Origin of the sequence: Nocardia sp. NPDC004654, from assembly GCF_040609595.1 — a bacterium.
In the GTDB taxonomy this organism is placed as follows: domain Bacteria; phylum Actinomycetota; class Actinomycetes; order Mycobacteriales; family Mycobacteriaceae; genus Nocardia.
This window is the reverse complement of sequence record NZ_JBEXKI010000002.1, coordinates 119,242-145,684: the sequence shown is the minus strand read 5'-3', so window position 1 is coordinate 145,684 and position 26,443 is coordinate 119,242. Positions and strand designations below refer to the sequence as shown.

General features: G+C 68.7%; 29 protein-coding genes. 12 read left to right on the top strand and 17 right to left on the bottom strand.

The genetic code is table 11. The annotated features are described in order from the left end of the window. Positions 1 to 119 precede the first annotated feature (119 nt). Positions 120 to 1,049, top strand: a complete 930-nt coding sequence (locus ABZV58_RS06390) for a peptidase (protein WP_354999155.1) — start codon at positions 120 to 122, stop codon at positions 1,047 to 1,049. Positions 1,050 to 1,053: 4 nt separating this feature from the next. Here the strand turns inward: ABZV58_RS06390 and mgtE are convergent, their stop codons facing one another. The 3 genes from mgtE to ABZV58_RS06375 all read right to left on the bottom strand — a co-directional run bounded on the left by mgtE (position 1,054) and on the right by ABZV58_RS06375 (position 3,508). After that, positions 1,054 to 2,418 (bottom strand): magnesium transporter, encoded by a 1,365-nt coding sequence (gene mgtE / locus ABZV58_RS06385; protein ID WP_354999154.1) that lies wholly within the window; start codon positions 2,416 to 2,418, stop codon positions 1,054 to 1,056. Positions 2,419 to 2,694: 276 nt separating this feature from the next. After that, the gene (locus ABZV58_RS06380) at positions 2,695 to 3,219 is read right to left on the bottom strand and encodes a hypothetical protein (protein WP_354999153.1); all 525 of its coding nucleotides are present in this window, start codon (positions 3,217 to 3,219) and stop codon (positions 2,695 to 2,697) included. Between the two features lie 76 nt (positions 3,220 to 3,295). Beyond that, entirely contained in the window at positions 3,296 to 3,508 is a 213-nt protein-coding gene (locus ABZV58_RS06375; protein ID WP_354999152.1) for a type II toxin-antitoxin system VapB family antitoxin, read from the bottom strand. Between the two features lie 171 nt (positions 3,509 to 3,679). Here ABZV58_RS06375 and ABZV58_RS06370 point away from each other — a divergent pair, with 171 nt between their 5' ends. Together ABZV58_RS06370 and ABZV58_RS06365 are read left to right on the top strand one after the other, a co-directional pair. Beyond that, positions 3,680 to 4,441: a response regulator gene (locus ABZV58_RS06370; protein WP_354999151.1), complete on the top strand. Its 762-nt coding sequence runs from the start codon at positions 3,680 to 3,682 to the stop codon at positions 4,439 to 4,441. 295 nt (positions 4,442 to 4,736) lie between these two features. Then, on the top strand, positions 4,737 to 5,729 hold the full coding sequence (locus ABZV58_RS06365; RefSeq protein WP_354999150.1) for an LLM class F420-dependent oxidoreductase: 993 nt from the start codon (positions 4,737 to 4,739) through the stop codon (positions 5,727 to 5,729). A gap of 116 nt (positions 5,730 to 5,845) precedes the next feature. On the opposite strand, the gene nrdE is transcribed toward ABZV58_RS06365, so the two are convergent. The 4 genes from nrdE to ABZV58_RS06345 all read right to left on the bottom strand — a co-directional run bounded on the left by nrdE (position 5,846) and on the right by ABZV58_RS06345 (position 9,890). Further along, complete coding sequence (nrdE, locus tag ABZV58_RS06360) at positions 5,846 to 7,927, bottom strand: class 1b ribonucleoside-diphosphate reductase subunit alpha (RefSeq protein ID WP_354999824.1); 2,082 nt, start codon at positions 7,925 to 7,927, stop codon at positions 5,846 to 5,848. 65 nt (positions 7,928 to 7,992) lie between these two features. Beyond that, the gene (gene nrdI, locus ABZV58_RS06355) at positions 7,993 to 8,454 is read right to left on the bottom strand and encodes a class Ib ribonucleoside-diphosphate reductase assembly flavoprotein NrdI (RefSeq protein ID WP_354999149.1); all 462 of its coding nucleotides are present in this window, start codon (positions 8,452 to 8,454) and stop codon (positions 7,993 to 7,995) included. A 45-nt stretch (positions 8,455 to 8,499) separates the two neighbouring features. Continuing rightward, a complete protein-coding gene (locus ABZV58_RS06350; protein ID WP_067781531.1) occupies positions 8,500 to 8,733 on the bottom strand; it encodes a redoxin NrdH in 234 nt (77 codons plus the stop codon). A gap of 530 nt (positions 8,734 to 9,263) precedes the next feature. Then, entirely contained in the window at positions 9,264 to 9,890 is a 627-nt protein-coding gene (locus ABZV58_RS06345; protein WP_354999148.1) for an NAD(P)H-dependent oxidoreductase, read from the bottom strand. Positions 9,891 to 10,033: 143 nt separating this feature from the next. Between ABZV58_RS06345 and ABZV58_RS06340 the strand changes: the two genes are divergently transcribed. Next, positions 10,034 to 10,654: a helix-turn-helix domain-containing protein gene (locus tag ABZV58_RS06340; RefSeq protein WP_354999823.1), complete on the top strand. Its 621-nt coding sequence runs from the start codon at positions 10,034 to 10,036 to the stop codon at positions 10,652 to 10,654. A 6-nt stretch (positions 10,655 to 10,660) separates the two neighbouring features. Continuing rightward, positions 10,661 to 11,485, top strand: a complete 825-nt coding sequence (gene nadE / locus ABZV58_RS06335; RefSeq protein WP_354999147.1) for an ammonia-dependent NAD(+) synthetase — start codon at positions 10,661 to 10,663, stop codon at positions 11,483 to 11,485. Between the two features lie 24 nt (positions 11,486 to 11,509). On the opposite strand, the gene ABZV58_RS06330 is transcribed toward nadE, so the two are convergent. The 5 genes from ABZV58_RS06330 to moaA form a co-directional block, all read right to left on the bottom strand. After that, positions 11,510 to 12,799: a sigma-70 family RNA polymerase sigma factor gene (locus tag ABZV58_RS06330; RefSeq protein WP_354999146.1), complete on the bottom strand. Its 1,290-nt coding sequence runs from the start codon at positions 12,797 to 12,799 to the stop codon at positions 11,510 to 11,512. Between the two features lie 2 nt (positions 12,800 to 12,801). Next, a complete protein-coding gene (locus ABZV58_RS06325; protein ID WP_354999145.1) occupies positions 12,802 to 13,512 on the bottom strand; it encodes a YciI family protein in 711 nt (236 codons plus the stop codon). A gap of 104 nt (positions 13,513 to 13,616) precedes the next feature. Beyond that, the gene (locus tag ABZV58_RS06320; RefSeq protein WP_354999144.1) at positions 13,617 to 13,985 is read right to left on the bottom strand and encodes a DUF1801 domain-containing protein; all 369 of its coding nucleotides are present in this window, start codon (positions 13,983 to 13,985) and stop codon (positions 13,617 to 13,619) included. 86 nt (positions 13,986 to 14,071) lie between these two features. Continuing rightward, positions 14,072 to 14,314 (bottom strand): MoaD/ThiS family protein, encoded by a 243-nt coding sequence (locus ABZV58_RS06315; protein WP_354999143.1) that lies wholly within the window; start codon positions 14,312 to 14,314, stop codon positions 14,072 to 14,074. Next, on the bottom strand, positions 14,307 to 15,365 hold the full coding sequence (gene moaA, locus ABZV58_RS06310) for a GTP 3',8-cyclase MoaA (RefSeq protein WP_354999142.1): 1,059 nt from the start codon (positions 15,363 to 15,365) through the stop codon (positions 14,307 to 14,309). Before moaA ends, ABZV58_RS06315 begins: the two co-directional genes overlap by 8 nt. Positions 15,366 to 15,479: 114 nt before the next feature. Between moaA and glp the strand changes: the two genes are divergently transcribed. The 4 genes from glp (at position 15,480) to ABZV58_RS06290 (ending at position 19,268) form a co-directional block, all read left to right on the top strand. After that, on the top strand, positions 15,480 to 16,685 hold the full coding sequence (gene glp / locus ABZV58_RS06305) for a gephyrin-like molybdotransferase Glp (protein ID WP_354999141.1): 1,206 nt from the start codon (positions 15,480 to 15,482) through the stop codon (positions 16,683 to 16,685). A gap of 43 nt (positions 16,686 to 16,728) precedes the next feature. Beyond that, positions 16,729 to 17,745: a bifunctional molybdenum cofactor biosynthesis protein MoaC/MoaB gene (gene moaCB, locus ABZV58_RS06300; protein ID WP_354999140.1), complete on the top strand. Its 1,017-nt coding sequence runs from the start codon at positions 16,729 to 16,731 to the stop codon at positions 17,743 to 17,745. Continuing rightward, on the top strand, positions 17,732 to 18,166 hold the full coding sequence (locus ABZV58_RS06295) for a molybdenum cofactor biosynthesis protein MoaE (RefSeq protein WP_354999139.1): 435 nt from the start codon (positions 17,732 to 17,734) through the stop codon (positions 18,164 to 18,166). The genes moaCB and ABZV58_RS06295 overlap by 14 nt, the downstream gene beginning before the upstream one ends. A gap of 94 nt (positions 18,167 to 18,260) precedes the next feature. Continuing rightward, entirely contained in the window at positions 18,261 to 19,268 is a 1,008-nt protein-coding gene (locus ABZV58_RS06290) for an AraC family transcriptional regulator ligand-binding domain-containing protein (RefSeq protein WP_354999138.1), read from the top strand. A 4-nt stretch (positions 19,269 to 19,272) separates the two neighbouring features. Here the strand turns inward: ABZV58_RS06290 and ABZV58_RS06285 are convergent, their stop codons facing one another. From ABZV58_RS06285 to ABZV58_RS06265, 5 genes are all read right to left on the bottom strand, one after another. Beyond that, positions 19,273 to 19,464, bottom strand: a complete 192-nt coding sequence (locus ABZV58_RS06285) for a hypothetical protein (RefSeq protein ID WP_354999137.1) — start codon at positions 19,462 to 19,464, stop codon at positions 19,273 to 19,275. A 183-nt stretch (positions 19,465 to 19,647) separates the two neighbouring features. Next, positions 19,648 to 20,694: a GTP-binding protein gene (locus ABZV58_RS06280; protein ID WP_354999822.1), complete on the bottom strand. Its 1,047-nt coding sequence runs from the start codon at positions 20,692 to 20,694 to the stop codon at positions 19,648 to 19,650. 74 nt (positions 20,695 to 20,768) lie between these two features. Continuing rightward, positions 20,769 to 22,091 carry an N-acetylmuramoyl-L-alanine amidase gene (locus ABZV58_RS06275; protein WP_354999136.1) on the bottom strand — a complete coding sequence of 441 codons (1,323 nt, stop codon included), beginning with the start codon at positions 22,089 to 22,091 and terminating at the stop codon, positions 20,769 to 20,771. A gap of 212 nt (positions 22,092 to 22,303) precedes the next feature. Next, a complete protein-coding gene (locus ABZV58_RS06270; protein WP_354999135.1) occupies positions 22,304 to 22,714 on the bottom strand; it encodes a Rieske (2Fe-2S) protein in 411 nt (136 codons plus the stop codon). Between the two features lie 80 nt (positions 22,715 to 22,794). After that, complete coding sequence (locus ABZV58_RS06265) at positions 22,795 to 23,286, bottom strand: sigma-70 family RNA polymerase sigma factor (RefSeq protein ID WP_354999134.1); 492 nt, start codon at positions 23,284 to 23,286, stop codon at positions 22,795 to 22,797. 294 nt (positions 23,287 to 23,580) lie between these two features. Between ABZV58_RS06265 and ABZV58_RS06260 the strand changes: the two genes are divergently transcribed. The 3 genes from ABZV58_RS06260 to ABZV58_RS06250 all read left to right on the top strand — a co-directional run bounded on the left by ABZV58_RS06260 (position 23,581) and on the right by ABZV58_RS06250 (position 26,433). After that, positions 23,581 to 23,946, top strand: a complete 366-nt coding sequence (locus ABZV58_RS06260) for a hypothetical protein (protein WP_354999133.1) — start codon at positions 23,581 to 23,583, stop codon at positions 23,944 to 23,946. Positions 23,947 to 24,132: 186 nt separating this feature from the next. After that, positions 24,133 to 24,534 (top strand): PaaI family thioesterase, encoded by a 402-nt coding sequence (locus tag ABZV58_RS06255; RefSeq protein WP_354999132.1) that lies wholly within the window; start codon positions 24,133 to 24,135, stop codon positions 24,532 to 24,534. A 639-nt stretch (positions 24,535 to 25,173) separates the two neighbouring features. Further along, complete coding sequence (locus ABZV58_RS06250; RefSeq protein WP_354999131.1) at positions 25,174 to 26,433, top strand: transcription termination factor Rho, short form; 1,260 nt, start codon at positions 25,174 to 25,176, stop codon at positions 26,431 to 26,433. Positions 26,434 to 26,443: the final 10 nt, after the last annotated feature.

Genomic DNA, 26,443 nt, shown 5'->3' with positions numbered 1-26,443 from the left:
CGAGTCAGGCGGCCGCCTGATCCCGGTGACGACGGTGATGTTTGCGCGGGGATTGCTCGAACGGCAGACTCGATAGGCGAGCACTCGATCGGGCACGGCCATCGCGGACGGAGGATCCGATGCACCGCAAACTCGTCCTGACCGCCGCCGCGCTGCTCGTCGCGGCGGGCTGCGGCGGTTCGAGCGAGGAAGCCGCCACCGTCCAACCCGCGCATCCCCCGGAATTCTGGTCGCAGCCCGCGCACACCGAACAGCAACGCCAGGAGGTCGCCTCGGGCGCCCGTCAGATCGACGTGTGCGCTCTGCTTCCCCGCGACGTCCTCGCCGATCTGGGCGAGGTGCGCAGGGTGACGACCGACCTGTACTCCTGCACCGCCGAGGTCGAGCGCGAAGAGCAGGCGGACGTCGTCATCGCGTACTGGTCACCGACGCTACTGGCCGAACTGACCGGCGCGACCAAGCCGATCGGCGACGTGAGCGTGCGCGTCGTTCCCGACCGCGAGACCGGACCGGCGACAGCGTGCGGAACCACCTCCCGATTTCCGGCGGGCGCGGCCATCTATCTCGGCGTCACCGCGAACGATCCCTGCGCGCTCGCCGAGCGGCTCACCCCCGGGATGCTGGACAGGTGGCGTGCGGGTCCGGTCCAGGGCACGTCACCCGACACCGTGCGCACCGTCCTGCTCGGCGCCGACCCCTGCGCGGTGCGCGCCCGGCTGTCCGGCACCGCCGATACCGGCGAACCGCGCCTGACCGCGTGCCGGTTCCGCTATCGGGACGAGGTCGTCACCGTCGGCTACGAGTACCGGATCCCCGACTACCTCGCCGAGCAGGGCACCGAGGTGCGCATCGACGGGCGCCCCGTCCGTCGTTCGGTCTCGGTGTACGACAACACCATTCCGATCTTCACCGCCCAAGTCGGCCCCGAGCTGCCCTCGGGAAGCACCGCCCACGGTCCGCGGGTACCTGTCGTCGAGGTCACCTCGGCGTCCGACGAGGTGGCCGCCGAGGTCGCGGCCCAGGTGCTCGCCCTGTTCCCCGAGCGCTAGCGGGTCAGATGCCGAGGACCAACTTCGCCGTCGTGAAGTAGATGATCAGACCGGTGGCGTCCACCAGCGTCGTCACCATCGGCGCCGACACCACCGCCGGGTCGATGCGCAGCTTCTTGGCCAGCAACGGCATGGTGCCCCCTATGGTGGCGGCCCACGCGCAGATCAGCACCAGGGTGATCGCCACCACCACCGCGATGCGCGGACCGACGAACAGCCCGCCGATCACCAAACCCGCAGTGGCCAAAAGGGATCCGAGCACCAGACCGACCCGGCATTCGCGCCAGATCACCTTGAACAGGTCCGAGACCCGCACCTCGCCGACGGCGAGCGCGCGCACACACGCGGTGGCCGCCTGGGCGCCCGCGTTGCCGCCCGCGCCGATCAGCAGCGGAATGAACAGCGCGAGGTGCGCGGCCTGTTCCAGGGTGCCCTCGAAGAAATCGGTGACGCTCACCGTGAGCGTCGCCGCGAAGAGCAGCAGCATCAGCCACAGCGCGCGGTAGCGGGCCAGCTGGAAGACGCCCGCCGCCATGTAGTGGCCCTCCCACGGCGCCGAACCGGCCTGGCGGGCGACGTCCTCGCTGTCGGCGGCCTCGATGACCTCCACGGCGTCGTCGATGGTGAGCAGGCCGACGAGGCGGTCCTCGCTGTCCACCACCGGCAGGTTGATGTCGTTGGTCTCGCGCATCAGGCGGGCGGCCTTCTCGGCGGAGTCGGTCGCGCGGGCGAACGCGGGCTCGGTGACGACCAGCTCGGACACCATGGTGTCGGGCCCGGCCAGCACCAGTTCCCGCAGCTCGACGACGCCGGTGAGCCGACGGCCCGCGTCGACGACGGGCAGCGTGTACACCGTTTCCGCGCCCGTGCCCTTGGCGCGCACCGTGGCCAGCGCCTCCGCGACGGTCAGGTTGCGCGGCAACGCGACCACCTCGGGCGTCATGTACTGGCCCGCGGAGCCCTCGGGATAGCCGAGCAGGGCGGCGGTCATCCGCCGCTCGCGCGGGCTCAGACCGGCGAGCACCTTCTTGGCGACCTTGGCGGGCGCCTCGCGCAACATGCGCGCACGGTCGTCCGGGGCCATGCCCTCGACCAGCTCACGGAAGCTCTGATCACGCAGGCCCTGCAGGATCTGCTGCTGGTCGACCGGCTCGAGCTCCTCGAAGACGGCCAGCGCCAGATCCTTGTCCAGCAGCCGGAACGCCATGCCAGCCTGGACGGCGTCCATCCTGGCCAGCTGGTCGGCGATGAAGTGCGGCGGGTGGTTGTCGAGCCAGTCGAGGGCGGCGTCGACACGGTGCTCGGCGACGAAGTCCGGCAGGGACTCGGTCGTAACCGGGCGTGCTTCGATGAGATCGATCTGCGACATGGGAGGTCCTCAGCACAGCGTGGGGTGAAAAGTGCACGAAGTTTCACACCGCGAGGCGCCCACCCGGGCGACGCAGACCTACCAGGTATGCGAAGGGGCGGCGCCGCGCGGCCTTCGACTGGGAGGTTCACTGCGCATGGCAACCCACCTCCTGATCGTCCCCGCCGCGACCGATCGGTCGCGCGCCGTTTACCTGGTCAACAGAATTCGAACGCGAATGCGTCCCCGTGAAGGATACATGTTTCAACCCCATGTTTCACGGCGGGCGGCGTGTCGTCACCCTTCCGCGGGTCGCGGCGTGATCGAAGCCACCACAGCGGGTTCCGCATCGTCCCAGGTCAGCACATGTTCGACCCACTCCGGGATCGGGCCGGATTGCACGCCGAAAAGATAGAGATGCGGCACCAGACCGCGCAGCGCCCGGTGCACGTCCAGACGGTCGTCGATCATGTGCGTGATGCCGAGCTCGGCGCAGTGAATCGCCTTGTCGGCGCGTTCCCGGCAGAAGCGGAGGTTGCCGCGCGGAAGTCCGGTCCGCTCGTAGAAGTCGTGGTGGTCGAGCCACCGCTGGGTGCGTTCTTCCACGCGCGGACCGCATTTGGAGATGATCCAGGCGCGCCGCTCGAACAGCGCGACCAAGCGCGCGAGGACCTCGAAAGCGTTGGGGCTCGGTGGAGTTCGCATGGCGTCCGTGTCGCCGCCGCCGAGGAAGACGGTGTCGGCGTCGCCGGAAGGCAGCGCGGCGCCCTGGATGACCCGGCCGAAGTCCACGCCGAGTCGATACTGTCGTTCGTTGGTCATCGCACCAAGCATGACCTCGGCCGAGCTGACCGGCCACCGAATTTCGTTCCAGCGCCGGGCTTTCCCACGTTCCCCGTTACCAGGAGACGGTCTTGCGCCACGGGTCCGGCGCCTGGTCGACCTTCTCGCGGGAACGGACCATCATCCGCTCCAGCATCGCCAGCCGCTTACGTTGCGCGATCACCTCGTGCAGTGCCGCGTTCACCGTTTCCTCGGTGTCCGTCGTGCCGAGCAGCACACCGACCACCGCCAGGGCGGCATCATCCACATCGATCGATGTCTGCGACATGCGCACCTCCCACAAATCGGCCCCTCTTCGAATCGTAGGCCGAATTTCCGCGCCGTGGACAGTGGTATTCGCCGTGGTCCGGGTTGTGGGGGACCCGGGGGGACCTTATAGTCGGGCGGGGTTCTGGCGAAACACGTTGTGCTCGTTGGGGACACGTCACAAGGGGGAGCTGTGAACGAGACGATCGATGCTGTCGCGGCGCTGCTGTGGCCGTTGCTCGCGGCGGCCGCGCTGTGTATGTTCCGCGGTCCGTTGGCGCGGGTGATCAGCTCGGCGGCGCGCAGGCAGTTCACCTTGCGCATCGGCGGGCAAGAGCTGGACATGAAGCAGGTCAGCGAGCAGCAGGAGAACATGATCGAGGATCTTCAGGTCCAGGTCCGCAGACTGCGCGAGCAGGTCGATCAGCTCACCGCCGAACGTGCGCTCGACCCCGGCGCGGGACAGGTCCGCGGCCTGCCCGGCACCGGAGACGACACCCGATCCGGCGCCGCGGAGGACGTCGGCAGCTCCTTGGACCTCGGCACGGCCCCGCCTCGTCCGGAATCCCCTGTCGCGAGCGCGATCCTGTGGGTGGACGACCACCCTTCGAACAACGCCTTCCTCATCGACCGGTTGGAACGCAACGGAATTCGCGTCGACACCGCACTGACCACCGCGGCCGCCACCGACCTGCTGTCCACCCGCCGCTACGGCGCGATCATCACCGACATGAACCGCACCGAAAATGGCTCCGCCGTCCCCGACGCGGGCCTGCGCCTCACCGAAACCGTCCGCGCCCGCGGCCTCACCACCCCCGTCCTCGTCTTCACCAGCGCCCACACCGCCTGCTGCGACACCAGCGACCAGGCCATCGCCGCAGGCGCCCGCACCGTCACCTCCTCCCCCACCGACCTCACCGGCGAGCTAGCCACCCTCGGCCTCCTCCCCAGATAGTCGCCCCACCGCGGCAGTGGCAGTACGAAGTGAGCGCGAGCGGCCGCATCTGGTACTGCCCCGACTCGGAACGACGAATCGTCTGGGTGGTGCTGGCCCGCTCGGGCCATCCCAAGCAGACCGACTGAGCCGGTAGAACGCGCCGCGAATCGGCGGGCCTCGGCTCGCGCTCGGCGGGAGTTCGGCGCGGGGCGCGTGGAATGGTTGATGTCGAGGTGGGGAGTGGGCAGGGTGGGGCGGGTTCGCGGCAGGATGGCCGGGACAGGTCTCGCTCGGATATGCGAAGGAGAAGTCTGTGCGCTTCGGATTGTTCGTCCCACAGGGCTGGCGGTTGGATCTGGTGGGGATCGAGCCCGCCGCGCAGTGGGAGGTGATGCGGAATCTGGCGCAGCGCGCCGACGCGAACGACGCGTGGGAGTCGATCTGGGTCTACGACCATTTCCACACGGTCCCGGTCCCCACCGAGGAGGCCACGCACGAGGCGTGGACACTGATGTCGGCGTTCGCGGCGAGCACCTCGCGGGTGCGGCTCGGCCAGATGTGTACCGCGATCAGCTACCGCAATCCGGCCTACTTGGCGAAGGTCGCCGCGACGGTGGACGTGATCTCGGGCGGCCGGGTCGAGATGGGCATCGGCGGCGGGTGGTACGAGCACGAGTGGCGCGCCTACGGCTACGGCTTCCCCTCCGCGGGCGTGCGCCTTGGCCGCCTCGACGAGGGCGTGCAGATCTTCCGGCAGGCGTGGACCGCGGGCAAGGCCACCCTGGACGGCAAGCACTACCAGGTCGACGGCGCGATCGTCCGTCCGCTTCCGTTGCAGGAGGGCGGGATTCCGCTGTGGATCGCGGGCGGCGGTGAGCAGAAGACGCTGCGCATCGCGGCGAAGTTCGCGAATTACACCAATTTCAGCGGCAATCCCGACGAGTTCGCGCGCAAGTCGGAGATCCTGCGCGGACACTGCGCCGAGGTCGGCACCGACTTCGACGCCATCGTTCGCTCCTCGAACTTCAACGTCGCGATCGGCGCCACCGAGTCCGAGGTGGAGGACCGCCTCGCCGCCCTGCGCGATCGGCTGATCCCGTTCGTGGGCGCCGAACAGGCCGCCAAGCAGGTCGACGACCTGTTCCGCGGCACCGCCGCCGTCGGCACCCCGGAGCAGATCGTCGAAAACCTCTCCAAGATCCGCGATCTCGGCTTGGGCTACACGATCCTCAACTTCCCCGAGTCCGCCTACGACACCTCGGGCATCGAGCTCTTCGAGCGCGAGGTCATCCCGGCGCTGTCCTGATTCGACTGCGGACCGAGTCCGGTCACGACGTCGGCTCACCCGGCCCCCCGGCGCAACCCGCACACGAAAGGGGCGGCCTCCCAACGGAAGCCGCCCCTTTCATCCAGCCACAAGCCTCACAACATGCAGCTCACGCAGCCCTCGACCTCGGTCCCCTCCAGCGCCATCTGCCGCAGCCGGATGTAGTACAGCGTCTTGATTCCCTTGCGCCAGGCGTAGATCTGCGCCTTGTTCAGGTCACGGGTGGTGGCCGTGTCCTTGAAGAAGAGGGTCAGCGACAGGCCCTGGTCCACGTGCTGGGTGGCCGCGGCGTAGGTGTCGATGATCTTCTCGTAGCCGATCTCGTAGGCGTCCTCGTAGTACTCGAGGTTGTCGTTGTCCATGTAGGGCGCCGGGTAGTAGACGCGCCCGATCTTGCCTTCCTTGCGGATCTCGATCTTCGACGCCACCGGGTGGATCGAGCTGGTGGAGTGGTTGATGTAGGAGATCGAGCCGGTCGGCGGCACCGCCTGCAGGTTCTGGTTGTAGATGCCGTGCTCCATGACCGAGGCCTTCAGCTCGCGCCAGTCGTCCTGGGTCGGGATGTGCACGCCCGCGTCGTCGAACAGCTGACGCACCCGGTCGGTCTTCGGCTCCCACGCCTGGTCGGTGTACTTGTCGAAGTACTCGCCGCTGGCGTACTTCGACTCCGGGAAGCCGCCGAACCAAGCGCCGCGCTCGATGGCGATCCGGTTCGACGCCCGGATCGCGTGGTAGACCACGGTGTAGAAGTAGATGTTGGTGAAGTCGATACCCTCTTCGGATCCGTAGTGGACCCGCTCGCGCGCCAGGTACCCGTGCAGGTTCATCTGCCCGAGCCCGATCGCGTGGGACTCGTTGTTGCCCTGCTCGATCGACGGCACCGAGTAGATGTGCGTCTGGTCCGACACCGCGGTCAGCGCGCGGATGGCCACCTCGATGGTCTGCGCGAAGTCCGGCGAGTCCATCGCCTTGGCGATGTTCAGCGAACCCAGGTTGCAGGAGATGTCCTTGCCGACCTTCTTGTAGGACAGGTCGTCGTTGAACTCCGACGCGGTGGAGACCTGCAGGATCTCCGAGCACAGGTTGGAGTGGGTGATCTTGCCCGCGATCGGGTTGGCCCTGTTCACCGTGTCCTCGAACATGATGTACGGGTAGCCCGATTCGAACTGCAGCTCGGCGATGGTCTGGAAGAACTCGCGCGCCTTGATCTTCGACTTGCGAATCCGCTTGTCGTCGACCATCTCGTAGTACTTCTCGGTGACGTCGATGTCGGCGAACGGCTTGCCGTAGATGCGCTCCACGTCGTACGGCGAGAACAGGTACATGTCCTCGTTCTTCTTCGCCAGTTCGAAGGTGATGTCGGGGATCACCACGCCGAGCGAGAGCGTCTTGATGCGGATCTTCTCGTCCGCGTTCTCCCGCTTGGTGTCCAGGAAGCGGTAGATGTCCGGGTGGTGCGCGTGCAGGTACACCGCGCCCGCGCCCTGCCGCGCGCCGAGCTGGTTGGCGTAGGAGAACGAGTCCTCGAGCAGCTTCATGATCGGGATGACGCCGGAGCTCTGGTTCTCGATCTTCTTGATCGGCGCGCCGTGCTCGCGAATGTTGCTGAGCAGCAAGGCGACACCGCCGCCGCGCTTGGACAGTTGCAGCGCCGAGTTGATGGAGCGCCCGATGGACTCCATGTTGTCCTCGATGCGCAGCAGGAAGCACGACACCGGCTCGCCGCGCTGCTTCTTGCCCGAGTTGAGGAAGGTCGGGGTGGCCGGCTGGAAGCGGCCGCCGATGATCTCGTCGACCAGCTGACGCGCCAGGGTCTCGTCACCGGCGGCCAGGGTGAGCGCCACCATGCACACACGGTCCTCGAAGCGCTCCAGGTAGCGCTTGCCGTCGAAGGTCTTGAGCGTGTACGAGGTGTAGTACTTGAACGCGCCGAGGAAGGTCGGGAACCGGAACTTGTGCGCGTAGGCCTGCTTGAACAGACTCTTGATGAACGCCCTGCTGTACTGGTCGAGAACCTCTGCCTCGTAGTAGTTCTCGTCGACCAGGTAGTCCAGCTTCTCGTCCAGGTTGTGGAAGAAGACGGTGTTCTGGTTGACGTGCTGCAGGAAGTACTGGTGGGCGGCCTCGCGGTCCTTGTCGAACTGAATCTCGCCATTCGGTCCGTACAAGTTCAGCATCGCGTTGAGGGCGTGGTAGTCGAGTACCTCGCCCGCGGCGTCGGCGCCGCGCACCGGGGGCTGCTCTAAGCGAGCTGTCTTTCCGGCGGGCGCTGTCGTTGCTGTTGCCAAAACAATCCCAATCCCTCTCGGACGCGGTCGACGTCCTCAGCGGTTCCCATGAGTTCGAAGCGATACAGATACGGCACCCCGCACTTGCGCGAGATCACCTCTCCCGCAAAGCAATAGGTATCGCCGAAGTTCGTGTTTCCCGCCGCGACGACGCCGCGCAGCAGGGCGCGGTTGTGCGGATCGTTGAGGAACTTGGCGACCTGCCGCGGCACGAAGTCCTTGTCGGACCTGTTACCCCCCAGAACGTGCCGACCGCCCCCGTAGGTGGGGACGATCAGCACGTAGGGTTCGTCGACGCGCAGCGAATCGGCGGTGTGCAGTGGTATGCGAGTGGCTGGGAGTCCCAGCTTCTCGACGAAACGATGTGTGTTCTCCGAGGCACTGGAGAAGTAGACCAGCGCGGTCCCCGTGGACATCGCTTCTCCTCTCCCATCGGACGAACGCCGAAGATGTGGCGCCGATCAGGCCGCCGCGACCGCCAGGGCCTTGATGCGGTCGGGGCGGAAGCCGGACCAGTGGTCCTCACCCGCGACGACGACCGGAGCCTGGAGGTAACCGAGGGCCATGACGTAGTCACGCGCCTCGTCGTTCTCGGAGATGTCGATGACCTCGTAGTCCACCCCGGCCTTGTCGAGGGCCTTGTAGGTGGCATTGCACTGGACGCAAGCGGGCTTGGTGTACACGGTGATGGTCATTGATGTCCCTCTCTCCTGTGCCTAATCCGCGATGTTCGCGGCCTGGTTACGCGGGCTTCCGCCTCCGGGCCCGAGCTCACATCGCGAGCCTGATCCACAGCCGGTGATCCGTATGCAGTGCGTGATCCGACGTACGCTGCGCAAACTCCTGGATCCGGTCTCGAAACCCCTGCTAGCGCCGCTGCGGACGATAGCTCCTCGCGGTGGGTCTCGCACCGCCTTCCAGCACCGAAGACACTACACCTAGTGGCCGACAGAAAGAAACGACACGACATGTTGCGAGTCGCATAGATGTAATTCCACCGCGAGAAGTACCAGGACGCTCGATTCGCAACCCGACACGTCCGTGGTGCAGATCACAATTCCGTACCGTAGCGCTCTCTCAGCAAACTCTTGTGTCACACCTGTCACCGCCGCATCGTCTACCCCTTGTGCACTACCCCGACACATCGGAAACACAAGTCCGCCCCCGCCTCGAACGAGAGCGGGGGCGGCACCGAAGGCCGGCGCTGCGTCGGACGCCGGACGGCTCAGGCGGATACCAGCTGACCGCGCGCGGCGTCCACCAGCTCGTGCAGCGTCGCGCCGAGCTGGGTGAGCGCCTCGGCGTCCTGGCGCGGATGCGCGGCGCCGAAGCGCTCGCCGATCACACCGAAGTGCGCGTGCGCCGCCTCGACGACCTTGCCGCCCGCGACGCCGATGGCCTTGACCGCGTCGCCGTGCGCCCACCGCGCCGCGTTCGGGCTGATCGAGGCGCTGATGACGGCGACGGACTTGTCCTTCAACGCGCCCGCACCGTAGGGCCGCGAGGTCCAATCGATGGCGTTCTTCAGCACGGCGGACAGGGTGCCGTTGTATTCCGGGGTCACCAGGAGGACACCGTCGGCGGCGGCGACCGCGTCGCGCAACCGCTGCGCGGCGGCGGGCACGGCGCCGGGGACGTCGATGTCCTCGTTGTAGAACGGGATGTCGGCGAGGCCCTCGTAAATGGTCACCTCGACACCGTCCGGCGCGGTCTGCACAGCCGCTTCGGCGAGCTGGCGGTTGATCGAGGCAACGCGCAGGCTTCCCACGAGAGCGAGGATCTGGGTCTGGCTCCTGCCTTCGGCATTCGCCAGGGGCACTGTGTTGATGATTCGCTCACTACGCTCGCTCATGGCAACTCCCTGGTGTACTGAAGATGGTGTCCGACTGACACAAGACACTAACCGGACTGCGGTCCGATTACTTCCCACGAGACCGTGAGAGGGCTGTGAACTACCCCACACCGCCGGCAGGCGAACCGCCGCGCGAGCGACCCGTGCTGCGCATCGGCGCCTCTCTGCCCGGCATCGCCGAGCCCACCGAGCGCGCCGACGCGGCGCGCAATCGACAGCTGCTGCTGGACGCGGCGCAGGATCTGGTCCGCGAACACGGCGTCGACAGCCTGACGATGGACGAACTCGCCAAGAGGGCCGGCGTCGGCAAAGGCACCGTGTTCCGCCGCTTCGGCAACCGCTCCGGCCTGATGCGCGCGCTGCTCGACCACTCCGAGCAGAAGTATCAAGGGGCCTTCATGTTCGGGCCGCCACCGCTCGGACCCGGCGCGCCTCCGGTGGACCGGCTCGTCGCGTTCGGGCGCGCACGGATACTCGACATCGAGGTCGAGGGCGAGCTGTACCGGGCCGCCGAGGTCAGCGAAGCCGAGAATCGCTATACCGGCAGGCCGTACAGCCTGCTCAAGACGCACGTGGCGATGCTGTTGCGGCAGGCGGGCACGCCGGGCGAGATTCCCTTGCTCGCCGACGGTCTGCTCGCCGCACTCGCCGCGCCCCTGGTGATGTACCAGCTGAATGTCCTCCGATACGACGGGAAGCGGATCGGGGACAACTGGGAAGCCTTCGTTCGCCGGGTGGTCCCGGCCACCGCGCCAGTAGAGTGAGGAGCCATGGCTAGTCTGCGCGAACAGATCATCAGCGAATTGGGTGTCCAGCCGACGATCGAGCCGAAGCTCGAGGTGCGCCGCCGGGTCGATTTCCTCAAGGAGTATCTGCGCGCAACGCCCGCAAAGGGTTTCGTGCTCGGCATCAGCGGCGGCCAGGACAGCGCGCTGGCGGGGCGGTTGTGCCAGCTCGCCGCGGAGGAGCTGCGGGCGGAGGGCTTCGAAGCGATCTTCGTCGCGGTGCGTCTCCCCTACGGCGTGCAGTCCGACGAGGCCGACGCCAGGATCTCGATGACCTTCGTCGCACCGGACCGTTCCGTCGTGGTCAACGTACGCCCCGGCGCCAACGCGGTGGCCGCCGAGACTGCGTCCGGGCTGAAGGTGAGCAAGCTGAGCGATTTCGTCCGCGGCAACATCAAGGCCCGCGAGCGCATGGTGATCCAGTACGCCATCGCCGGTCAGGAGAACCTGCTCGTGGTCGGCACCGACCATGCCGCCGAGGCGGTCACCGGGTTCTTCACCAAGTACGGCGACGGCGGAGTCGACATGACCCCGCTCACCGGTCTCACCAAGCGCCAAGGCGCGGCGCTGCTCCAGGAACTCGGCGCGCCCGCCAGCGTCTGGTCGAAGGTGCCGACCGCGGATCTCGAGGACGACCGACCCGCGCTGCCCGACGAAGAGGCGCTCGGCCTGCGCTACAGCGAGATCGACGACTACCTCGAGGGCAAGGACGTCACACCCGAGGTGGCCGACCGAGTGGAGAGCATCTTCCGCAACACCAGGCACAAGCGCACCGTCCCGGTGACGCCGCTCGATACTTGGTGGCGCTGAAGATACGGGTCACGCGGCCGGGGTTTACTCGGCCGCCTCGACTTCGGCGAGCCGCCGCGCCAGAAACCGCCGGACCTGCTCGTTTTCCGCGATGTCGAGGGCGGCCCGGTAGCTCTCGGCGGCCTCGGGTTTCCGTCCGGCTCGGCGCAAGAGATCGGCGCGGGTGGCCGGGACCAGGTGGGTCCCGGCCAAGCGCGGATCGTCGGCCACCTCGTCCAGTGCGGCGAGCCCGGCGTCGAATCCGCGCGAGAAGCCCACGGCGACGGCACGATTCACTCGGACAGCGGGCGAGGCGGAGTAGCGCAGCAGCTCGTCGTAGCTCGCGACGATGGCATGCCAATCGGTCTCGTCCCAACTAGGGGCCGTCGCGTGCGCCGCTGCGATGCGGGCCTGCGCCAGATACGGCCCGTCACCGTCGGCCGCCGCTGACTCGAGGCACGCCAGACCAGCCCGGATGGCCTCGCGATTCCAGGCCGACCGGTCCTGCTCCTCCAACGGAATCAAGTCGCCTTCGGCAGACCGGTCCCGTTCGGCGCCGCGCTTCCTTTCCGCATCGGAACTCCTTGCGGCGCCGCGCCGTTGCCCGCGCCTGCTGTCCTGCAACAGCATCAACGCCAGCAGCGCCCGCGCCTCCGGCTCCTCCGGCAGCAACCCGCACAGCAGCCGACCGAGCCGAATCGCCTCGTCGCACAACTCGTCCCGCACGGCCGACGGTCCGGAGGTCGCGAAATACCCTTCGGTGAACACCAGATACACACACGCCAGCACGACGGGCAACCGCTCCGGCAGCAGGTGCGCCGGAGGCACCCGCAACGGAATACCGGCCTGCCGGATCTTCGCCTTGGCGCGGGAGAGACGTTGCGCCACGGTGTGTTCCGGTTGCAGAAAGGCTCTGGCGATCTCCACCGTTCGCATGCCGCACACCAGCCGCAGCGTCAACGCGACCTGCGACTGCGGCGACAGCGCCGGGTGGCAGCAGGTGAAGATCATCCGCAGCTGGTCGTCCGCCACCGGCGACACTTCGACCTCCTCGATCGGCGCCCGCGCCACGACGGCGTCGTATTCCTTGACCGCCCTTGCCGATTCGCGCCGCAGCCGGTCCAGGGCCCGGTGCCGGGCCGCGGTGGTGATCCAGGCGCCCGGATTCGCGGGCTCGCCGCGCTCGGGCCAAGTGCGCAACGCGTCGGCGAACGCCTCCTGCACCGCGTCCTCGGCGAGGGCGATGTCGCCGACCATCCCGGCCACGGTCGCGACGGCCCGGCCGAACTCGGCGCGATAGACAGCGTCGATTCCCGCGGCCGGGCCGGTGGTCACCGTCAGTCGCCCAGGTCGACGACCTGACGCACCTCGGTGCGCCCGCGCTCGCCGAGGGGAATCGCGGCCGCGATCTCCGCCGCCTCCGCCCGGCTCGCCGCCGCGAACAGGTACAAACCGTCGACCACCTCCGCGAACTCCGTGAACGGTCCGTCGGTGAGCAGCAGTTCGCCGTCACGGACCCGCAACGTGGTCGCCGACGACGGCGGTTGCAGCGCGCCGCCGCCCCGGATCGCCGACGCGTACTTCGCGCCGAAGCGCTCGTGCTCGGCCAGCCCCGCGTCCCACTCGGGCGTGCCAGGCGCGATCACCGCGTCCGGCGCTTCCCACAACAGCGCGAGCCACCAGTCCGCGCGTGGCGTCTCGTGCGGCGACCACATGACCATCGGCCGCAGTTCGATCGTGCCGTCCTGCGCGGCGGGCAGCTGGCGCGCGAGCTCGATCGCCGCGTCCAGATCGGGCGCGTCGAACACGTAGAACCCGCCGACGACCTCCGCCTGCTCGGCGAACGGGCCGTCGGTGACCAGAGTCCGTCCGCCATCACGCCGGACGTGCATCGCCTCGGCGGAGGGGAACAGCGCGACCCCGCCCGCCACCGCGTCGGCCGCCCGCTCCTCGAACGCCGCGTACTTCGCCACTTCGGCGTCGAACTCGGGCGTCCCGGGATCGACGCCCGGCTCCTCGCGTCCCACCAATGTCGCCAGATAGTGCATCGCGTCATCCTTCCTCGTCTCGAGGGGCCCGATGCCCCTGCTACTCGGACGACGAACGGCGCGCCGGTTTCTCTACATCGCCGCGGCGAGATCTTTCGGCGCGCTCAGCAGACGAGTCCGCCTTCCGTGGCCGCCGTCGCCCGCAGCAGATCGCGGACCAAGTCGAAGTCGATCAGCTCCGGCTTGCGGAAGCGCAGGCAGCCCTTGCCCATGTCGTGGTCCGCCAGCCGCTCGGCGAACGCCGCGCGCACGTCGGTGCGCAGTAGATAGAAGGAGATGTACTGCTTCTGGTTGGCGAACGCGATCTCGCCGACGCCGTCGCGTTCGTAGCAGGGCATGCCGTAGGCCATGACCTCGGTGAAACCCGTCAATTCCGCACGGCACAGGTCGCGCATCCGGGTCACCGCCGCACGGCGGGCCTCCGGCACCTCGGCCAGGTAGCCGTCCACATCGCTCGCCTTGCTCTGCACCACGGCTCGACTGTAGCCGGACACGGCGTCGGGCGGCGCCGCCTGAGGTAGTCCGTCCACAGCCCCGCGCACGACCGGAGCGGCGGTGCCTATCCCCCCGCGAACGGCGGAAGCACGTCGACGCGCCCGCTGAGTGCCGCGGACGGGTCGCGGGTGAGTTCGTCACCGATGAGGTAGGCGCAGACCGCCAGCATCTTGTCCAGGTCGGGACCGTACGCGGCGGCCAGGCTGGTGCGCAGATCAGCGACCGTGGCGTCGGCGGGCAGGTCGAGGCGCTCGGAGTCCTTGCCGACGGCGTCCGCGATGGCGGCGAAATAGCGAACCTCAACCACCGATGGCTCCCATCGTGCGTTCCGGCGGCACGAAGTCCGCGGCGTCGATGCCGTGTCCCGCCCACTTGTTCCACATCGCGCCGCGCCAGATGGTGGCCAGTTCGTCGTCGTCGGCGCCGGATCGGATGGCCTGGCGCAGATCGAACTCCTGATCGCTGAACAGGCAGGAGCGCAGCATGCCGTCGGCGGTCAGCCGGGTGCGGTCGCAGGTGTCGCAGAACTTGCGCGTCACCGTGGCGATGATGCCGACCGTGGCCGGGCCACCGTCGACGAGCCACTTCTCGGCGGGCGCGGACGGGTCGGAGCGACCGGCTTCGGTGAGGGTGAACCGGGCGCCGAGCACGTCGAGCAGTTCGGCGGCGGTCACCATGTTGGCGCGCGCCCACTCGTGGTCGGCGTCCAGCGGCATCTCCTCGATGAACCGCAGCTCGCACTCCTCGGCGAGGCACCATTGGAGCAGATCAGCCGCGCCGGAGAGGGTTTTGCGCATCAGCACCGCGTTCACCTTGAGCGGCGCCAGGCCCGCGGCGCGGGCGGCGCGGATACCGGCGAGCACCGATTCGAGGCGGTCGCGGCGGGTGAGCTTGGCGAAACCGTTGCGGTCCACGGTGTCCAGCGAGACGTTCACCCGGCTCAACCCGGCGGCGGCGAGCCCACGGGCGCGATGCTCGAGGCCGACGCCGTTGGTGGTCATGGCCAGCGGAATGCCGGGCAGTCGTTCGTGGCAGCCCGCGATGATCTGCTCCAGGTCCCGGCGCATCAGCGGTTCGCCGCCGGTGAACCGGACCTCGCGCACACCGAGCTGCTCGACGGCGAGCGCCACCAGCCGCACGATCTCGGCGACGGTCAGCAGCTCGTCCTTCGGAATCGGCGGCAGCCCCTCCTCCGGCATGCAGTACGTGCAGCGCAGCGAACACTTCTCGGTGATCGAGACCCGCAGATCGCGGGCCACCCGCCCGAAGCGGTCGACCAGCAGAGGCGTGTCGGGGCGTCCGTCGAGCGAGGGGCGCCCTGATCGCACGGCGGGTATGCCCATCTCGACCAACGTCACCCTTCCAGTATGACGCGTCGTCTACCCCGCATCACGGGCAGCGCCCGGTTCGGTCGATCTCACAAACACCCATGTCAGGCCGTGAGATCAGGCTCGACCACTATGCTTTCCGCTATGAATTCTCGGCCAGCCGGCGCTACGGCCAGGACCGTCGACGACTACCGCGACAGCATCGAACAGCTGCTGCGCCCCCTCGCGGCACGCCCGGTCGAGTCCGTCGCGGTGCCCGCCGCGCTGGGCCGCAAGCTGGCCGCCGACGTCCGCTCGCCGATCGATCTGCCGGTGTTCCGCAACTCGGCGATGGACGGCTACGCGGTGCGCGCCGACGATGTGGCGGTCGCCCCGGTGACGCTGCCGCTGGCCGGTGTGGTCGCCGCGGGACAGCCGGGCCGGGCTCCCTTGCCCGTCGGAGCGGCGCTGAAGGTGATGACCGGCGCGCCGATCCCGCCGGGCGCGGACTGCGTCGTCCCGGTGGAGGACACGCGCGCCGACGGCCGCGCCGTGATCGTCGAACGCGGCCGTGCCGCAGGCGAATTCGTGCGCGAGCCGGGCACCGACGTGCGCGCGGACGCGCTGCTCGTGCCCGCGGGCGTCGCGCTGACGCCGCGGCACATCGCCGCGCTCGCTGCCGTCGGGGTGCCGACGGTGCCGGTCTTCCACCCGGTGCGGGCGGCGGTGATCACCACTGGCGACGAACTGGTCCCCGCGGGCCGACCGCTGCGCCCCGGACAGATCTACAACTCCAACGGCATCGCCCTCGCGGCCGCGCTGGCGGCCAACGGCGCGGCGGTCGTCTCGGTCGAGCACAGCACCGACGATCCCGCGGTGTTCCGCCGACTGCTCTCCTCCGCGACGCGTTCGGCGGATCTGGTGTTCACCTCCGGCGGCGTGTCCAAGGGCGATTTCGAGGTGGTCAAGGACGTGCTCGCCGCGCAGGGCGGGGTGTTCGGCTCGGTCGCGGTGCAGCCCGGCGGGCCGCAGGGGCTGACGGTGCTGGACGGCGTCCCGGTGCTCAGCTTCCCGGGCAACCCGGTGAGCACGATGGTGTCGTTCGAGGTGTTCGCCAGGCCGATCCTGCGCCACCTGTCCGGGTTGCCGCCGGTGCGCACCAGCGAGGTTCCGTTGCTCGAGGCGGTGCGGTCCCCCGCGGGGCGGCGGCAGTTCCTGCGCGGACGACTCACCGAGAACGGCGTCGAACCGTTCTCCGGTGCGGGTTCGCACCTGATCGCGGGGATGGCGTGGGCCGACGTGCTGATCGACATTCCCGCCGACACGACCGAGCTGACCGCGGGCACACCGGTGCTCGTCCACGAACTGTGAGCGGATGCGCGCCGCGCCGCGACACTGTGCCAGGCTGGTTCTCATGACCGAGTTGTCCCATGTCGACCAGGAAGGTCGCGCCCGCATGGTCGATGTGAGCGCGAAGGCCGACACCACCCGCGTCGCCGTGGCTGCCGGTGCGCTGCACACCACCGCGGAGGTCGTCGCGCTGGTCCGCGCCGACGACCTGCCCAAGGCCGATGTGCTGTCCACCGCGCGGATCGCCGGGATCGCGGGCGCCAAGAAGACCTCCGAGCTGATTCCGCTGTGCCATCAGCTGGCGCTGTCCTCGGTGAAGGTCGAATTCGGCTTCACCGAGACGGCCATCACCATCGAGGCGACCGCCAAGACGAAGGGACCGACAGGTGTGGAGATGGAGGCGCTGACCGCGGTCGCCGTCGCCGGACTCACCCTGCACGACATGGTCAAGGCGGTCGACCCGGCGGCCACGCTCGACGGTGTCCGGCTGCTCACCAAGGAGGGCGGCAAACGCGGTCACTGGCAGCGGCCCGGCGAATCGACAGCGGACGCCGAGACCACCGTTCCCGTGGTGGAACAGGACGAAAACCCCGATGACGCGGATCGATCCGCGGTCGTGCTCGTCGCCTCGACGGGCGTGGCCGCGGGCACCAGGGTGGACACCACCGGTCCCGTGCTCGTCGAATGGCTGGCCGGACTCGGCTTCTCGGTGCGCGGCCCGCTCGTCTACGCCGACGCCGAGATCGCTGTCGGCCTGGCGGACGCCCTGCGGTTCGCGCCCGCGCTGGTGATCAGCACCGGCGGCACCGGCGCGTCACCCACCGACGCCACGCCCGAGGCGACGCTGGCCGTGTTGGACCGCGAGCTGCCCGGCGTGGCCGAGGCGATCCGGCAGCGCGGCACCGCGAAGTTCCCGCTGGCGGCGCTCAGCCGCGGGGTCGCCGGACTCGCCGGTCGGTCGGTCATCGTGAACCTGCCCGGTTCGCCGGGCGGGGTGAAGGACGGTATCGCGGTGCTCGAACCGCTCCTCGATCATCTGCTCGCGCAAGTAGCCGGAGGCGGCGCTCATGACAACACCTGAGACCACGGTGCGGGTAGCCCGCATCAGCGACCAACCGCTCGACCCCGCCGAAGTAGAGGCAACGGTCACCGGTCCCGAACACGGCGCGGTGGTGGTCTTCACCGGCAAAGTCCGCGACCACGACGGCGGTCAGGCCGTTTCCGCGCTGGAGTACTCGGCCCATCCGGAGGCCGAACGCTTCCTGCGCGAGTGCTGCGCCGCAGCCACCGCGTCAACCGGGCTTCCGGTGGCAGCGGTGCACCGGATCGGCGCGCTGACCATCGGCGATCTCGCCATCGTGGTCGCGGTGGCCGCCCCGCACCGAGCCGAAGCCTTCACTGCCTGCGCGGAATTGGTGGACCGGATCAAACACGAGGTGCCGATCTGGAAACGGCAACTCTTCGCCGACGGCATGTCGGAGTGGGTCAACGCCTGCGGTTGACCATCTCGTGATGTGAATCGGATGACGGATCAATCACCGCGCCGTTAGCGTTCTCGCCCAGAGTGTTCATCCGGATGTGGGGCAGGGAGGACGCGTGGGTACCGACCAGGTTTTGCTGCACCGTTTCGTCATCTCGCAGCTCACCGCTGCGGGAGCGGATCGGGACAAGCTGATACGGGAGACCGGGTTACCGGAGTGGACGATGGCGGGCGACGACATGCACCTGCCGAGCCACACTTTCTCCCGGCTCTGGGAAATCGGCGCGCACGCGCTCGGCGACCCCGCCGTCGCGTTGCAGGTGGCCAGCCGCTACGAGCTGACGAGTCTCGGGTTGTACGACTACCTGTTCTCGACCGCGCCCACCCTCGGCGCCGGTTTGGCGACCTGCGGACCGTATGTCGCCGCGGTCACCACCAATCACCGCTTCGACCTGATCGCCGAGAACGAACGGGAGACGACGCTCTACCTCGAGATCATCGACGGCGAGGGCGTGGGACGGGACCTGACCCAGCTCTGGGGATTGAGCGCGGTGCTGAGCCGGGCCCGGCGCGTGGTCAGCGATCCGCTCGTGCCGCTCCGGGTCACGCTGCGCCAGCAGGCGCCCGCCGATCACCGCGCCTTCGTCGAGGTGTTCGGCACGGCCGCCATCGAATTCGGCGCGTCGGCCGACTCGATGACCTTCCGCGCCACCGATATGGATATCCCGCTGACCACCGCCGACCCGGTGCTGGCGAAGATCTTGCGCCCCTTGGCCGACGCTCTGCCGCCGCCACCGCCGCTGCCCTCGGCGTGGCCGCGGCGCGTCGCCGAGGCGCTGGCGGAGGCGCTCGACGCGGGCGACGCCTCGCTGCACCGCGTCGCCCGGCGATTGACGACCAGCCCGCGCACCTTGCAGCGCAGGCTGATGGAGGCGGGCACGACGTGGCGCAAGGAACTGGACCGGGCGCGCGATGCCCGTTTGCGGCAGGCGGCGTCGGCGGGCGCGCTGACCCGGGCACGGCAGGCGCAGCTGCTCGGTTACGCCGACGCCGGTTCGATGCGCCGTGCGGCGCGGCGCTGGAGCATCGCCGAACACGCGCACCGATGTGAGCGGTTCGACTGACACCTCACACCCGCAGGAAGCTGGCCGCGATGCGCCAGAAGGTGGCGTCCTCGATGGCCCGGAAATCCCAGCCTTCGGCGATGTCTCTGGTGGCGGCGACGATCGCGGGTACGTCGAAATCATCGCGGGTGGCGGTCCCCTTGGCCTCCAGCGCGTTGATCACGTAAGCGGTGGCGCTCTCCCACGTCTCGGACACCGAACTCTCCCATCGGTCGCACAACATCGATACGGTCGATCACGGTCATCGACCGACGCCGCGCGCGGCGCAGAGCGCCGTCCCCGAACACGGCGGGCGTGCAGCCAGTGTCACCACAACTCGGCCGCGTGGGAAGCGCCGAACGCGCCAGCTCGCGGTAAAACGCGCCAATCCCTGACGCGCTCAGTGCGGGGTGTAGCGCCACACGCCGAGCATCGCTTGCTCGTCCAGGAAATCGTCGGCGTTGTGCACGGTTTCGCGCAAGCGGGAGAGCGTGGGCTCGGACGGCATGCCCGCACCGATCAGCACCAGCTGGCTGGTGCGCGGTTCGCCGCGCCGCCACGCGCCGGGCTCGAAGACGATGTGCCTGCCGACCATGTGCAGCAAGAACTTCCGGCGCTCGGCCGCGACGCCGAACGCCGCGAAGCCCTTGGCGCGGAACAGCCCGGGCGGCGGGTCCTCCAGGAAGTCGATCAGCCTGCGCGGATCCAGTTCTCGTTCGCTGGTGAAGGAGACGCTGGTGTAGTCGTCGTGCAGGTGCCGGTGGTCGTCGTTGTGCTCGTGGTCGTGCTCGGCGAGCAGTTCGTCGAAACTGAGCTGCTCGGCGACGCGCCGGGTCGCCCGCAGCGGCTCGTCGAACAGCAGGCCTGGATCGATGCGTCCGCGGGTGGTCGCGTAGACCGGGACCGTGCCGACCAGGTCGGCGATCTCGCCGCGCAGCGTCTCCAGTTCGTCCGCGCCGACCCGGTCGGCCTTGTTGACCACCACCAGATCCGCCAGCCGCAGGTGGGTCAGCAGTTCGGGGTGGCGCTCGCGGGTGGCCGGGAACTGTTCTGCGTCGACCACTTCCACCAGACCGCCGTAGCGGATGCGCGGGTTGTCGCTGCCGACCACCATGCGGATGAGATTGCGCGGCTCGGCGAGACCGCTGGCCTCCACCACGATCACGTCGATGTTCGACCTCGGCTGCGCCAGCCGGGTGAACAGGTCGTCCAGCTCGGTGACGTCGACCGCGCAGCAGACGCAGCCGTTGCCGAGCGAGACCATCGCGTCCACCTGCCCGGCGACCAGCATGGAATCGATGTTGATCGCCCCGAAGTCGTTGACGACCACGCCGATTCGGGTCCCCCGATTGTTGCGTAGCAGGTGGTTGAGCAGGGTGGTCTTCCCCGAGCCGAGAAAGCCGGCGACGATCAGCACAGGAATCCGGTCAGCCACCCGGACCACCATAGTCGGCGCGCGAAGGCCGTCGGAACGGCCGAACGCCACCCGACGGATCGGGTGGCGTTCGGTGGCGGATGCGATTACTTCGCGGGTCCGAACAGGGTGCTGGCCAGGGTGTAGGCCAGGTTGATCAGCTCCGCGGTGATCATCGTGTCGTCCATGCCGAGCGTCCGTGCCAGTGGCATGAGCAGCTCCAGCACGTCGTTCGCGAGGATGCCGAGGGTGCCGGTTTCCGAATTCGACCGGTAGTCCGGCGTCGACTGAGTGCCGGGGGTCGACGGGCTGCCGGGGGTCGACGGGCTACCGGGCAGTGCGTAGGTTCCGGGTGTCGACGGGCTGTTCGGTGTCAACCGGCTCGGGTTCGTCTGGATGGTGTCCTGGCCGGAGCCCGGGATCGGCTGGCTGCCCGGCGTCGTGCCCGGCAGGGTCTGCGACTGCGGCGCCGCGCCGTCCTGCGTCGCACCGTTGGCCGGTGTCGAGCCGTTCGGATCGAACCGCGCGGGGACCGATTGCGCTGGCACCGCCTGCGCGGGCGCCTCCGCTGGAATCGCCTGCTCTGACTGCGCGGGCGCCGAGGCGGGTAGGTCGGTGGCCGATCCGTTCGTCGCGGGCGAAGTGCCGAGCAGGTAGCTCACCAGTCCGGTGGTGACCGCGATGGCGTGTTTCAGCTGACCTTCGGGACTCTCCAGCAGCGCGGCGTCCTCCGCGTTGGCGCCGTTGCCCATCTCGAGGAACACGTTCGGCACCGCGGTCAGCGCGGGGCCCGCGATGTCGGAGCGCGTCTGCAAACCGTCCTGCACTCCGGCGTACGTGGCGGCCGGGAATCCGGCTTGCAGGTATGCGTCGCGCACCGCCTTCGTCACGGTCAGGCCTGGCCCGGACTGGACCTGGCCGACCTTGGCGTCGGACACGGGCAGCGCCGGGACGATCAGGTGGAAGCCGCGGAGATTGGGCGGCGCGCTGTCGGCGTGGATGCTCACCGCCACGTCGGCGCCGGATTCGTTGGCCGCTCGCGCCCGTTCGTCGACGCAGCCGCCCCAGCCGCTGTCGTCCTGGCGACTGAGCACGACCCGCGCGCCGATGCTTTCCAGCGAGGTCTTGATCAGCTGGGCGACGTTCCAGTTGATGGTGTGTTCGGGTACGCCGTTGACGGAGGTCATGCCGGTGGTCTGGCAGTCCTTGGTGCCGCCCCGGCCGTTGTTCACCTGTCTGCCCAGGTTCTCGGAGTGGTTCGACCCCTGGTGGCCGGGGTCGAGGAAAACCGTTTTGCCTGCGAGCTTGCCCGCCATCTCCGGCGCGACCGGGGCGGCCGTCGCGGCGACCGGGAACAGCCCGGCGAGAGTGGCGGTCACCGCGGCCGTGACGGTGGTGGAGATACCGGCCTTGATGATGCTTGGCTTCATGTTCGGTCGGCGCCCCGGGACGGAGCACCCCTCCCTTCCCACTAGTAACACCAAACCCAGTGGTTCACTCTTGCAACGCAGCGCACGGCGAAGCAAGTCCAGTTACCGAACTGTTACCAACACAGTCGGCGACATCGCGGCTGGTCAGAGGCACTGAAACCACCGCGAGAAAGGGGCGTTGAGCGGGAGTGGCTTACAGCGGGCAGCGCCCGTCAGGCGGTCACGATGCGGTCGCCGTCGACCCGGACGGCCCGCGGCGCGAGCGGGCGTTCGGCGGGCCCGGTGGCTACCGTGCCGTCGAATCGGAACGCGCTGCCGTGGCAGCGGCAGACGATGGTCTCGCGCTGGATCTTCGACACCGTGCAGCCGAGGTGCGTGCAGGCGGCCGAAAAGCCTTGGAAGACTCCGGCTTGCGGTTGGGTCACGACGGTGCCACCGGCGATCACGGCGCCGCCGACCGGCACGTCGGCCACCTTCGCGACCTCGGTGCCCGGCGCGACCTCGCGCGCGGACGGTTCGGCGGACGCGCAGGCGGCCACCGTCACCGCAGCGGCGGCCACCCCGGCGCCCGCCAGCGCGGTCCGTCGGTCGATTCGCAGGTCACCGCGGTCTTCGGTCGGCATCGGTCAACTCCGGCTTGGTTCGGACACTGCCGACCACGGTAAGGGGACCTCTCGCTCGATCGCGAACCGGATCGCCGGGATCAGGCGCCGGACGGGAGTTGGCGCAGCGAGCGCAGCGCGTAGTGCACGCGGGTTTTCACGGTGCCGACCGGGACGCCGAAGTCCGCGGCCACCTCGCGGTAGGCGCGGTCGCGCAGGATCACCTCGACGACTGCCTCGCGCTGGGCTGAGGGCAGCCGGGACAGCAATTCGGCGACCAGCAGGCCGTCGATCAGCCTGTCGGCGAAGTCGGGGTGGGCGATCGGGCTCTCGCCGGCAGCGTCGCCGATCTCGTCCCATGCCGTGTCGAACGGCCGCGCCGCGCGGGCGCGCGCGATGTCGATGATGACGTTGCGCTCGATGGCGAGCAGCCAGGTGCGCACGCTGCCGCGGCGCGGGTCGAACAGGCAACAGGAGCGCCAAGCCCGTAGCAACGTCTCCTGCACCGCGTGCTCGGCCAGGCCCGCGTCCCCGAGGCCGCGTCGCGCGCGCCAGTGCAGCAAACCCCCATCGGCGGCCAGTACTCGAGCCAAACCCTCTTCGGTGCACAAGCCTGCGCAGTGGGCACTACACGTACGCCGCTGCTCCGTGAGCGCACCCAATGGCCGAATACCTCTCACACCATCGATATCGCGGCGACTCAGGACGATGACACCACCGACCCGCGATAACGGCGAATTCGTGCGAACGCGGTGTGCATGTGACAGAAATCTCTCGAATACCCCCACTTCCGCGGACGACTCTGGTAGATCTGGGCCGCGGAGATGTGGGGATCTCCGCAGGTCATCCGCCCAGTTATGGGCGCGAACATCGAGGAGACAGAGCGCATGCGCATGCTCGTGATCGCGGGGGCGATGGCGTCCGCCGCGACCTTGTTCGGAGGCGGAACCGCGGCCGCCGAGCCCGCGAATTTCATGCCAGGCGACGGCCTCTACATGGTCGGCGTCGACATCCACCCCGGTATCTGGGAAGCGCCGGGAACTCCCGACCCTCTTTACGGCTGTGACTGGCGCAGGCTGTGGAAAGTGGAGGGCGACAATACGAACATGCAGTACATCATCGGCAACAACTTCACCCGGCTCGGCCCGGTCCGCGTGGAGATCAAGCCGACCGACGTCGCCTTCAAGACCGTGAACTGCGGCGCGTGGCGGATGGTGGGGTCGACGCCACCCACCGGTTCGTCCGGCTTCTGATCAGCCGTGTGCCGCCGCATCTGTGGAGCGCGGTGGCCACCCGATCGGGCCGAGTTTGCGCCGTCCGCCTCCGGGCGCGGCGACCTCACCCGGTGACGCGCGGATTCCCGCCAACCGCACGCTGATCGACGCCGATTACCTCCGGGGTAATCGACCGGCGCGCCACCGGACGGCAGCATGGTCGGCATGATCGACGAGACCGGCACCAAGCTCTTCCACCAGTCCATGCCGTTCACCGAGCGGCTCGGCGTCGAGGTGCTCGAGCACGGCGCCCAGCTGGTGCGCAGCCGGATCGCCTGGGACGAGTCGCTGTGCACGCTCGGCGGCATGCTGCACGGCGGCGTCCTGATGTCGCTCGCCGACGCGACCGGCGCGGTGTGCGCCTTCCTCAATCTGCCCGAGGGCAAGCAGGGCACCACAACGGTGGAGTCGAAGTCCAACTTCCTGCGCGCCGTGCGCTCCGGCCACGCCGTCGCCAGCGCCCGGCCCTTGCACGCGGGACGCTCGTTCATCGTCGTCGAGACCGAGATTCGCGACGACGCCGACAAGCTCGTCGCGAAGGTCACCCAGACGCAGGCCGTGCTCTGAGACCGGATTCACCTGTCGTGCGTCGCACGACGTCAGCGTGCCTGCCTCGGAACCGCGTCGCACGGTCGGTCGGGTACTTCAGGTAGCGCGGCGGGAATATTGTTCCGGCGCGGGTCGTTGAGGCAGTGGCAGGCGATCGTCTGCAAGCATCCGATCCGCGGCGACGGCTTTCGATTGGAACGATCGACGAACGCCGCGTGCCGCGCCGGGCGTCAGCCCGACTCCCGCACTGTGGCACCGCCATCAGTAGTCCGCCGCGCGGAAATCATTGCGCCGCAATGGTAATCGACGTCTATCGGCTGCGGCTCGCTCGTTGTCCGTGCTGCGACGGTAGCCGATGTCGATCGGCATCATCGAGGGGCCGAGTACCAGCCCGAACTGCGACGCGGCGCACGCTCGACAGGTTCACCCTTGCGCGAATCGATTCGCGGTGGGTAGCCTCGGCGCTGTCGGTGGTTGTAGACGACGTCTCCCACGGACAGACTCGGATCCCCCCTTTCCGCGATATCGGATTCGCGATGAATGGGACCCGCTCACCCGCACCCGCGACGCATCGCGCCGATTCCGGGTCGCGGTCACGAGATCTCTACCGCATAGCCTTCGCCATCTCCCACACACTGCCTTCAGTAAGGAAACATCATGAAAGACAACAATTCTCAGCATTCGGCAGCGCACGACGACCAGGTCGAACGGCCGGTCTCCGGCATCCTCGATATCGTCGGCAACGCCGCGACCTTGTGCGTCGATGGATACCTTCCCGGCGACAACGACCTGCACGTCGCGCCCCGCTTGGTCCGCGAGAACCATTTGCGCCGAGGTGATTTCGTCACCGGCGTGACACGATCCGCGCAGCGCGACGCGCAACCGACGGAGCGAGATGCGCAATCGACCGAACCCCCAGCGCAATCGACCCGGCGTAACGCCCAATCGACCCGGCGCGACGCGCGATCACCCCAGCGCGGCGCGAAACTCGACTCGCTCCTCCGCGTCGACACTGTCAACGGCCAGCCCCCGGAGCACGCGGGCAAACGGCCCATCTTCGAGAACCTCATCCCCCTCTACCCCAACCAGCGCCTGCGTCTGGAAACCGAGCCGCACGAGCTGACCACCCGCGTCACCGACCTCGTCATGCCGATCGGCAAGGGCCAGCGTGCACTGGTCGTCGCTCCACCCAAAGCGGGCAAAACCTCTGTGCTGCAAGCCATCGCGCACGGCATCGCCAAGAACCACCCCGAATGCGAGCTGATGCTCGTGCTCGTCGGCGAGCGCCCCGAAGAGGTCACCGACCTGGCGCGCAGTGTCCCCGCCGACGTCGCCGCCGCCACCTTCGACCGCTCACCGCGCGATCAGATCGCGCTCGCCGAACTCGCCATCGAACGCGCCAAACGCCTGGCCGAAACCGGCCGCGACGTGGTAGTCCTGCTCGACTCGCTGACCCGCCTCGCCCGCGCCTACAACAACGCCGCGCCCACCTCGGGCCGCGTTCTCTCCGGCGGCGTCGACGCCGCGGCACTCGCCTCGCCCAAGCGCTTCCTCGGCGCCGCGCGCAACTTCGAGAACGGCGGCTCGCTCACCATCGTCGCCACCACCCTGGTCGAAACCGGCTCGCTGGCCGACACGGTGATCTTCGAGGAGTACAAGGGCACCGGCAACGCCGAACTCAAACTCGACCGCGCCACCGCCGCCCGCCGCGTCTTCCCCGCCGTCGACATCGCCCAATCCAGCACCCGCAAGGACGAACTCCTGCTCACCTCCGCCGAACTCGCCGCGACCCACCACCTGCGCCGCACCCTCACCGCCGTCGACGCCCAGCACGCCACCGAACTCCTCCTGGAGGGCTTGCGCCAGACCGCGACCAACGCCGAATTCCTCACCCAGCTCCCCAAACCACACCCCTGATCCCCTTTAA

Bases quoted from the DNA above. Each gene is read 5' to 3' on its own strand.
- ABZV58_RS06390 (WP_354999155.1), top strand. From the start codon at position 120: ATGCACCGCAAACTCGTCCTGACCGCCGCCGCGCTGCTCGTCGCGGCG.
- mgtE (WP_354999154.1), bottom strand. From the start codon at position 2,418: ATGTCGCAGATCGATCTCATCGAAGCACGCCCGGTTACGACCGAGTCC.
- ABZV58_RS06380 (WP_354999153.1), bottom strand. From the start codon at position 3,219: ATGACCAACGAACGACAGTATCGACTCGGCGTGGACTTCGGCCGGGTC.
- ABZV58_RS06375 (WP_354999152.1), bottom strand. From the start codon at position 3,508: ATGTCGCAGACATCGATCGATGTGGATGATGCCGCCCTGGCGGTGGTC.
- nrdE (WP_354999824.1), bottom strand. From the start codon at position 7,927: ATGCTGAACTTGTACGGACCGAATGGCGAGATTCAGTTCGACAAGGAC.
- nrdI (WP_354999149.1), bottom strand. From the start codon at position 8,454: ATGTCCACGGGGACCGCGCTGGTCTACTTCTCCAGTGCCTCGGAGAAC.
- ABZV58_RS06350 (WP_067781531.1), bottom strand. From the start codon at position 8,733: ATGACCATCACCGTGTACACCAAGCCCGCTTGCGTCCAGTGCAATGCC.
- ABZV58_RS06345 (WP_354999148.1), bottom strand. From the start codon at position 9,890: ATGAGCGAGCGTAGTGAGCGAATCATCAACACAGTGCCCCTGGCGAAT.
- nadE (WP_354999147.1), top strand. From the start codon at position 10,661: ATGGCTAGTCTGCGCGAACAGATCATCAGCGAATTGGGTGTCCAGCCG.
- ABZV58_RS06325 (WP_354999145.1), bottom strand. From the start codon at position 13,512: ATGCACTATCTGGCGACATTGGTGGGACGCGAGGAGCCGGGCGTCGAT.
- glp (WP_354999141.1), top strand. From the start codon at position 15,480: ATGAATTCTCGGCCAGCCGGCGCTACGGCCAGGACCGTCGACGACTAC.
- moaCB (WP_354999140.1), top strand. From the start codon at position 16,729: ATGACCGAGTTGTCCCATGTCGACCAGGAAGGTCGCGCCCGCATGGTC.
- ABZV58_RS06295 (WP_354999139.1), top strand. From the start codon at position 17,732: ATGACAACACCTGAGACCACGGTGCGGGTAGCCCGCATCAGCGACCAA.
- ABZV58_RS06280 (WP_354999822.1), bottom strand. From the start codon at position 20,694: ATGGTGGTCCGGGTGGCTGACCGGATTCCTGTGCTGATCGTCGCCGGC.
- ABZV58_RS06275 (WP_354999136.1), bottom strand. From the start codon at position 22,091: ATGAAGCCAAGCATCATCAAGGCCGGTATCTCCACCACCGTCACGGCC.
- ABZV58_RS06270 (WP_354999135.1), bottom strand. From the start codon at position 22,714: ATGCCGACCGAAGACCGCGGTGACCTGCGAATCGACCGACGGACCGCG.
- ABZV58_RS06260 (WP_354999133.1), top strand. From the start codon at position 23,581: ATGCGCATGCTCGTGATCGCGGGGGCGATGGCGTCCGCCGCGACCTTG.
- ABZV58_RS06255 (WP_354999132.1), top strand. From the start codon at position 24,133: ATGATCGACGAGACCGGCACCAAGCTCTTCCACCAGTCCATGCCGTTC.
- ABZV58_RS06250 (WP_354999131.1), top strand. From the start codon at position 25,174: ATGAAAGACAACAATTCTCAGCATTCGGCAGCGCACGACGACCAGGTC.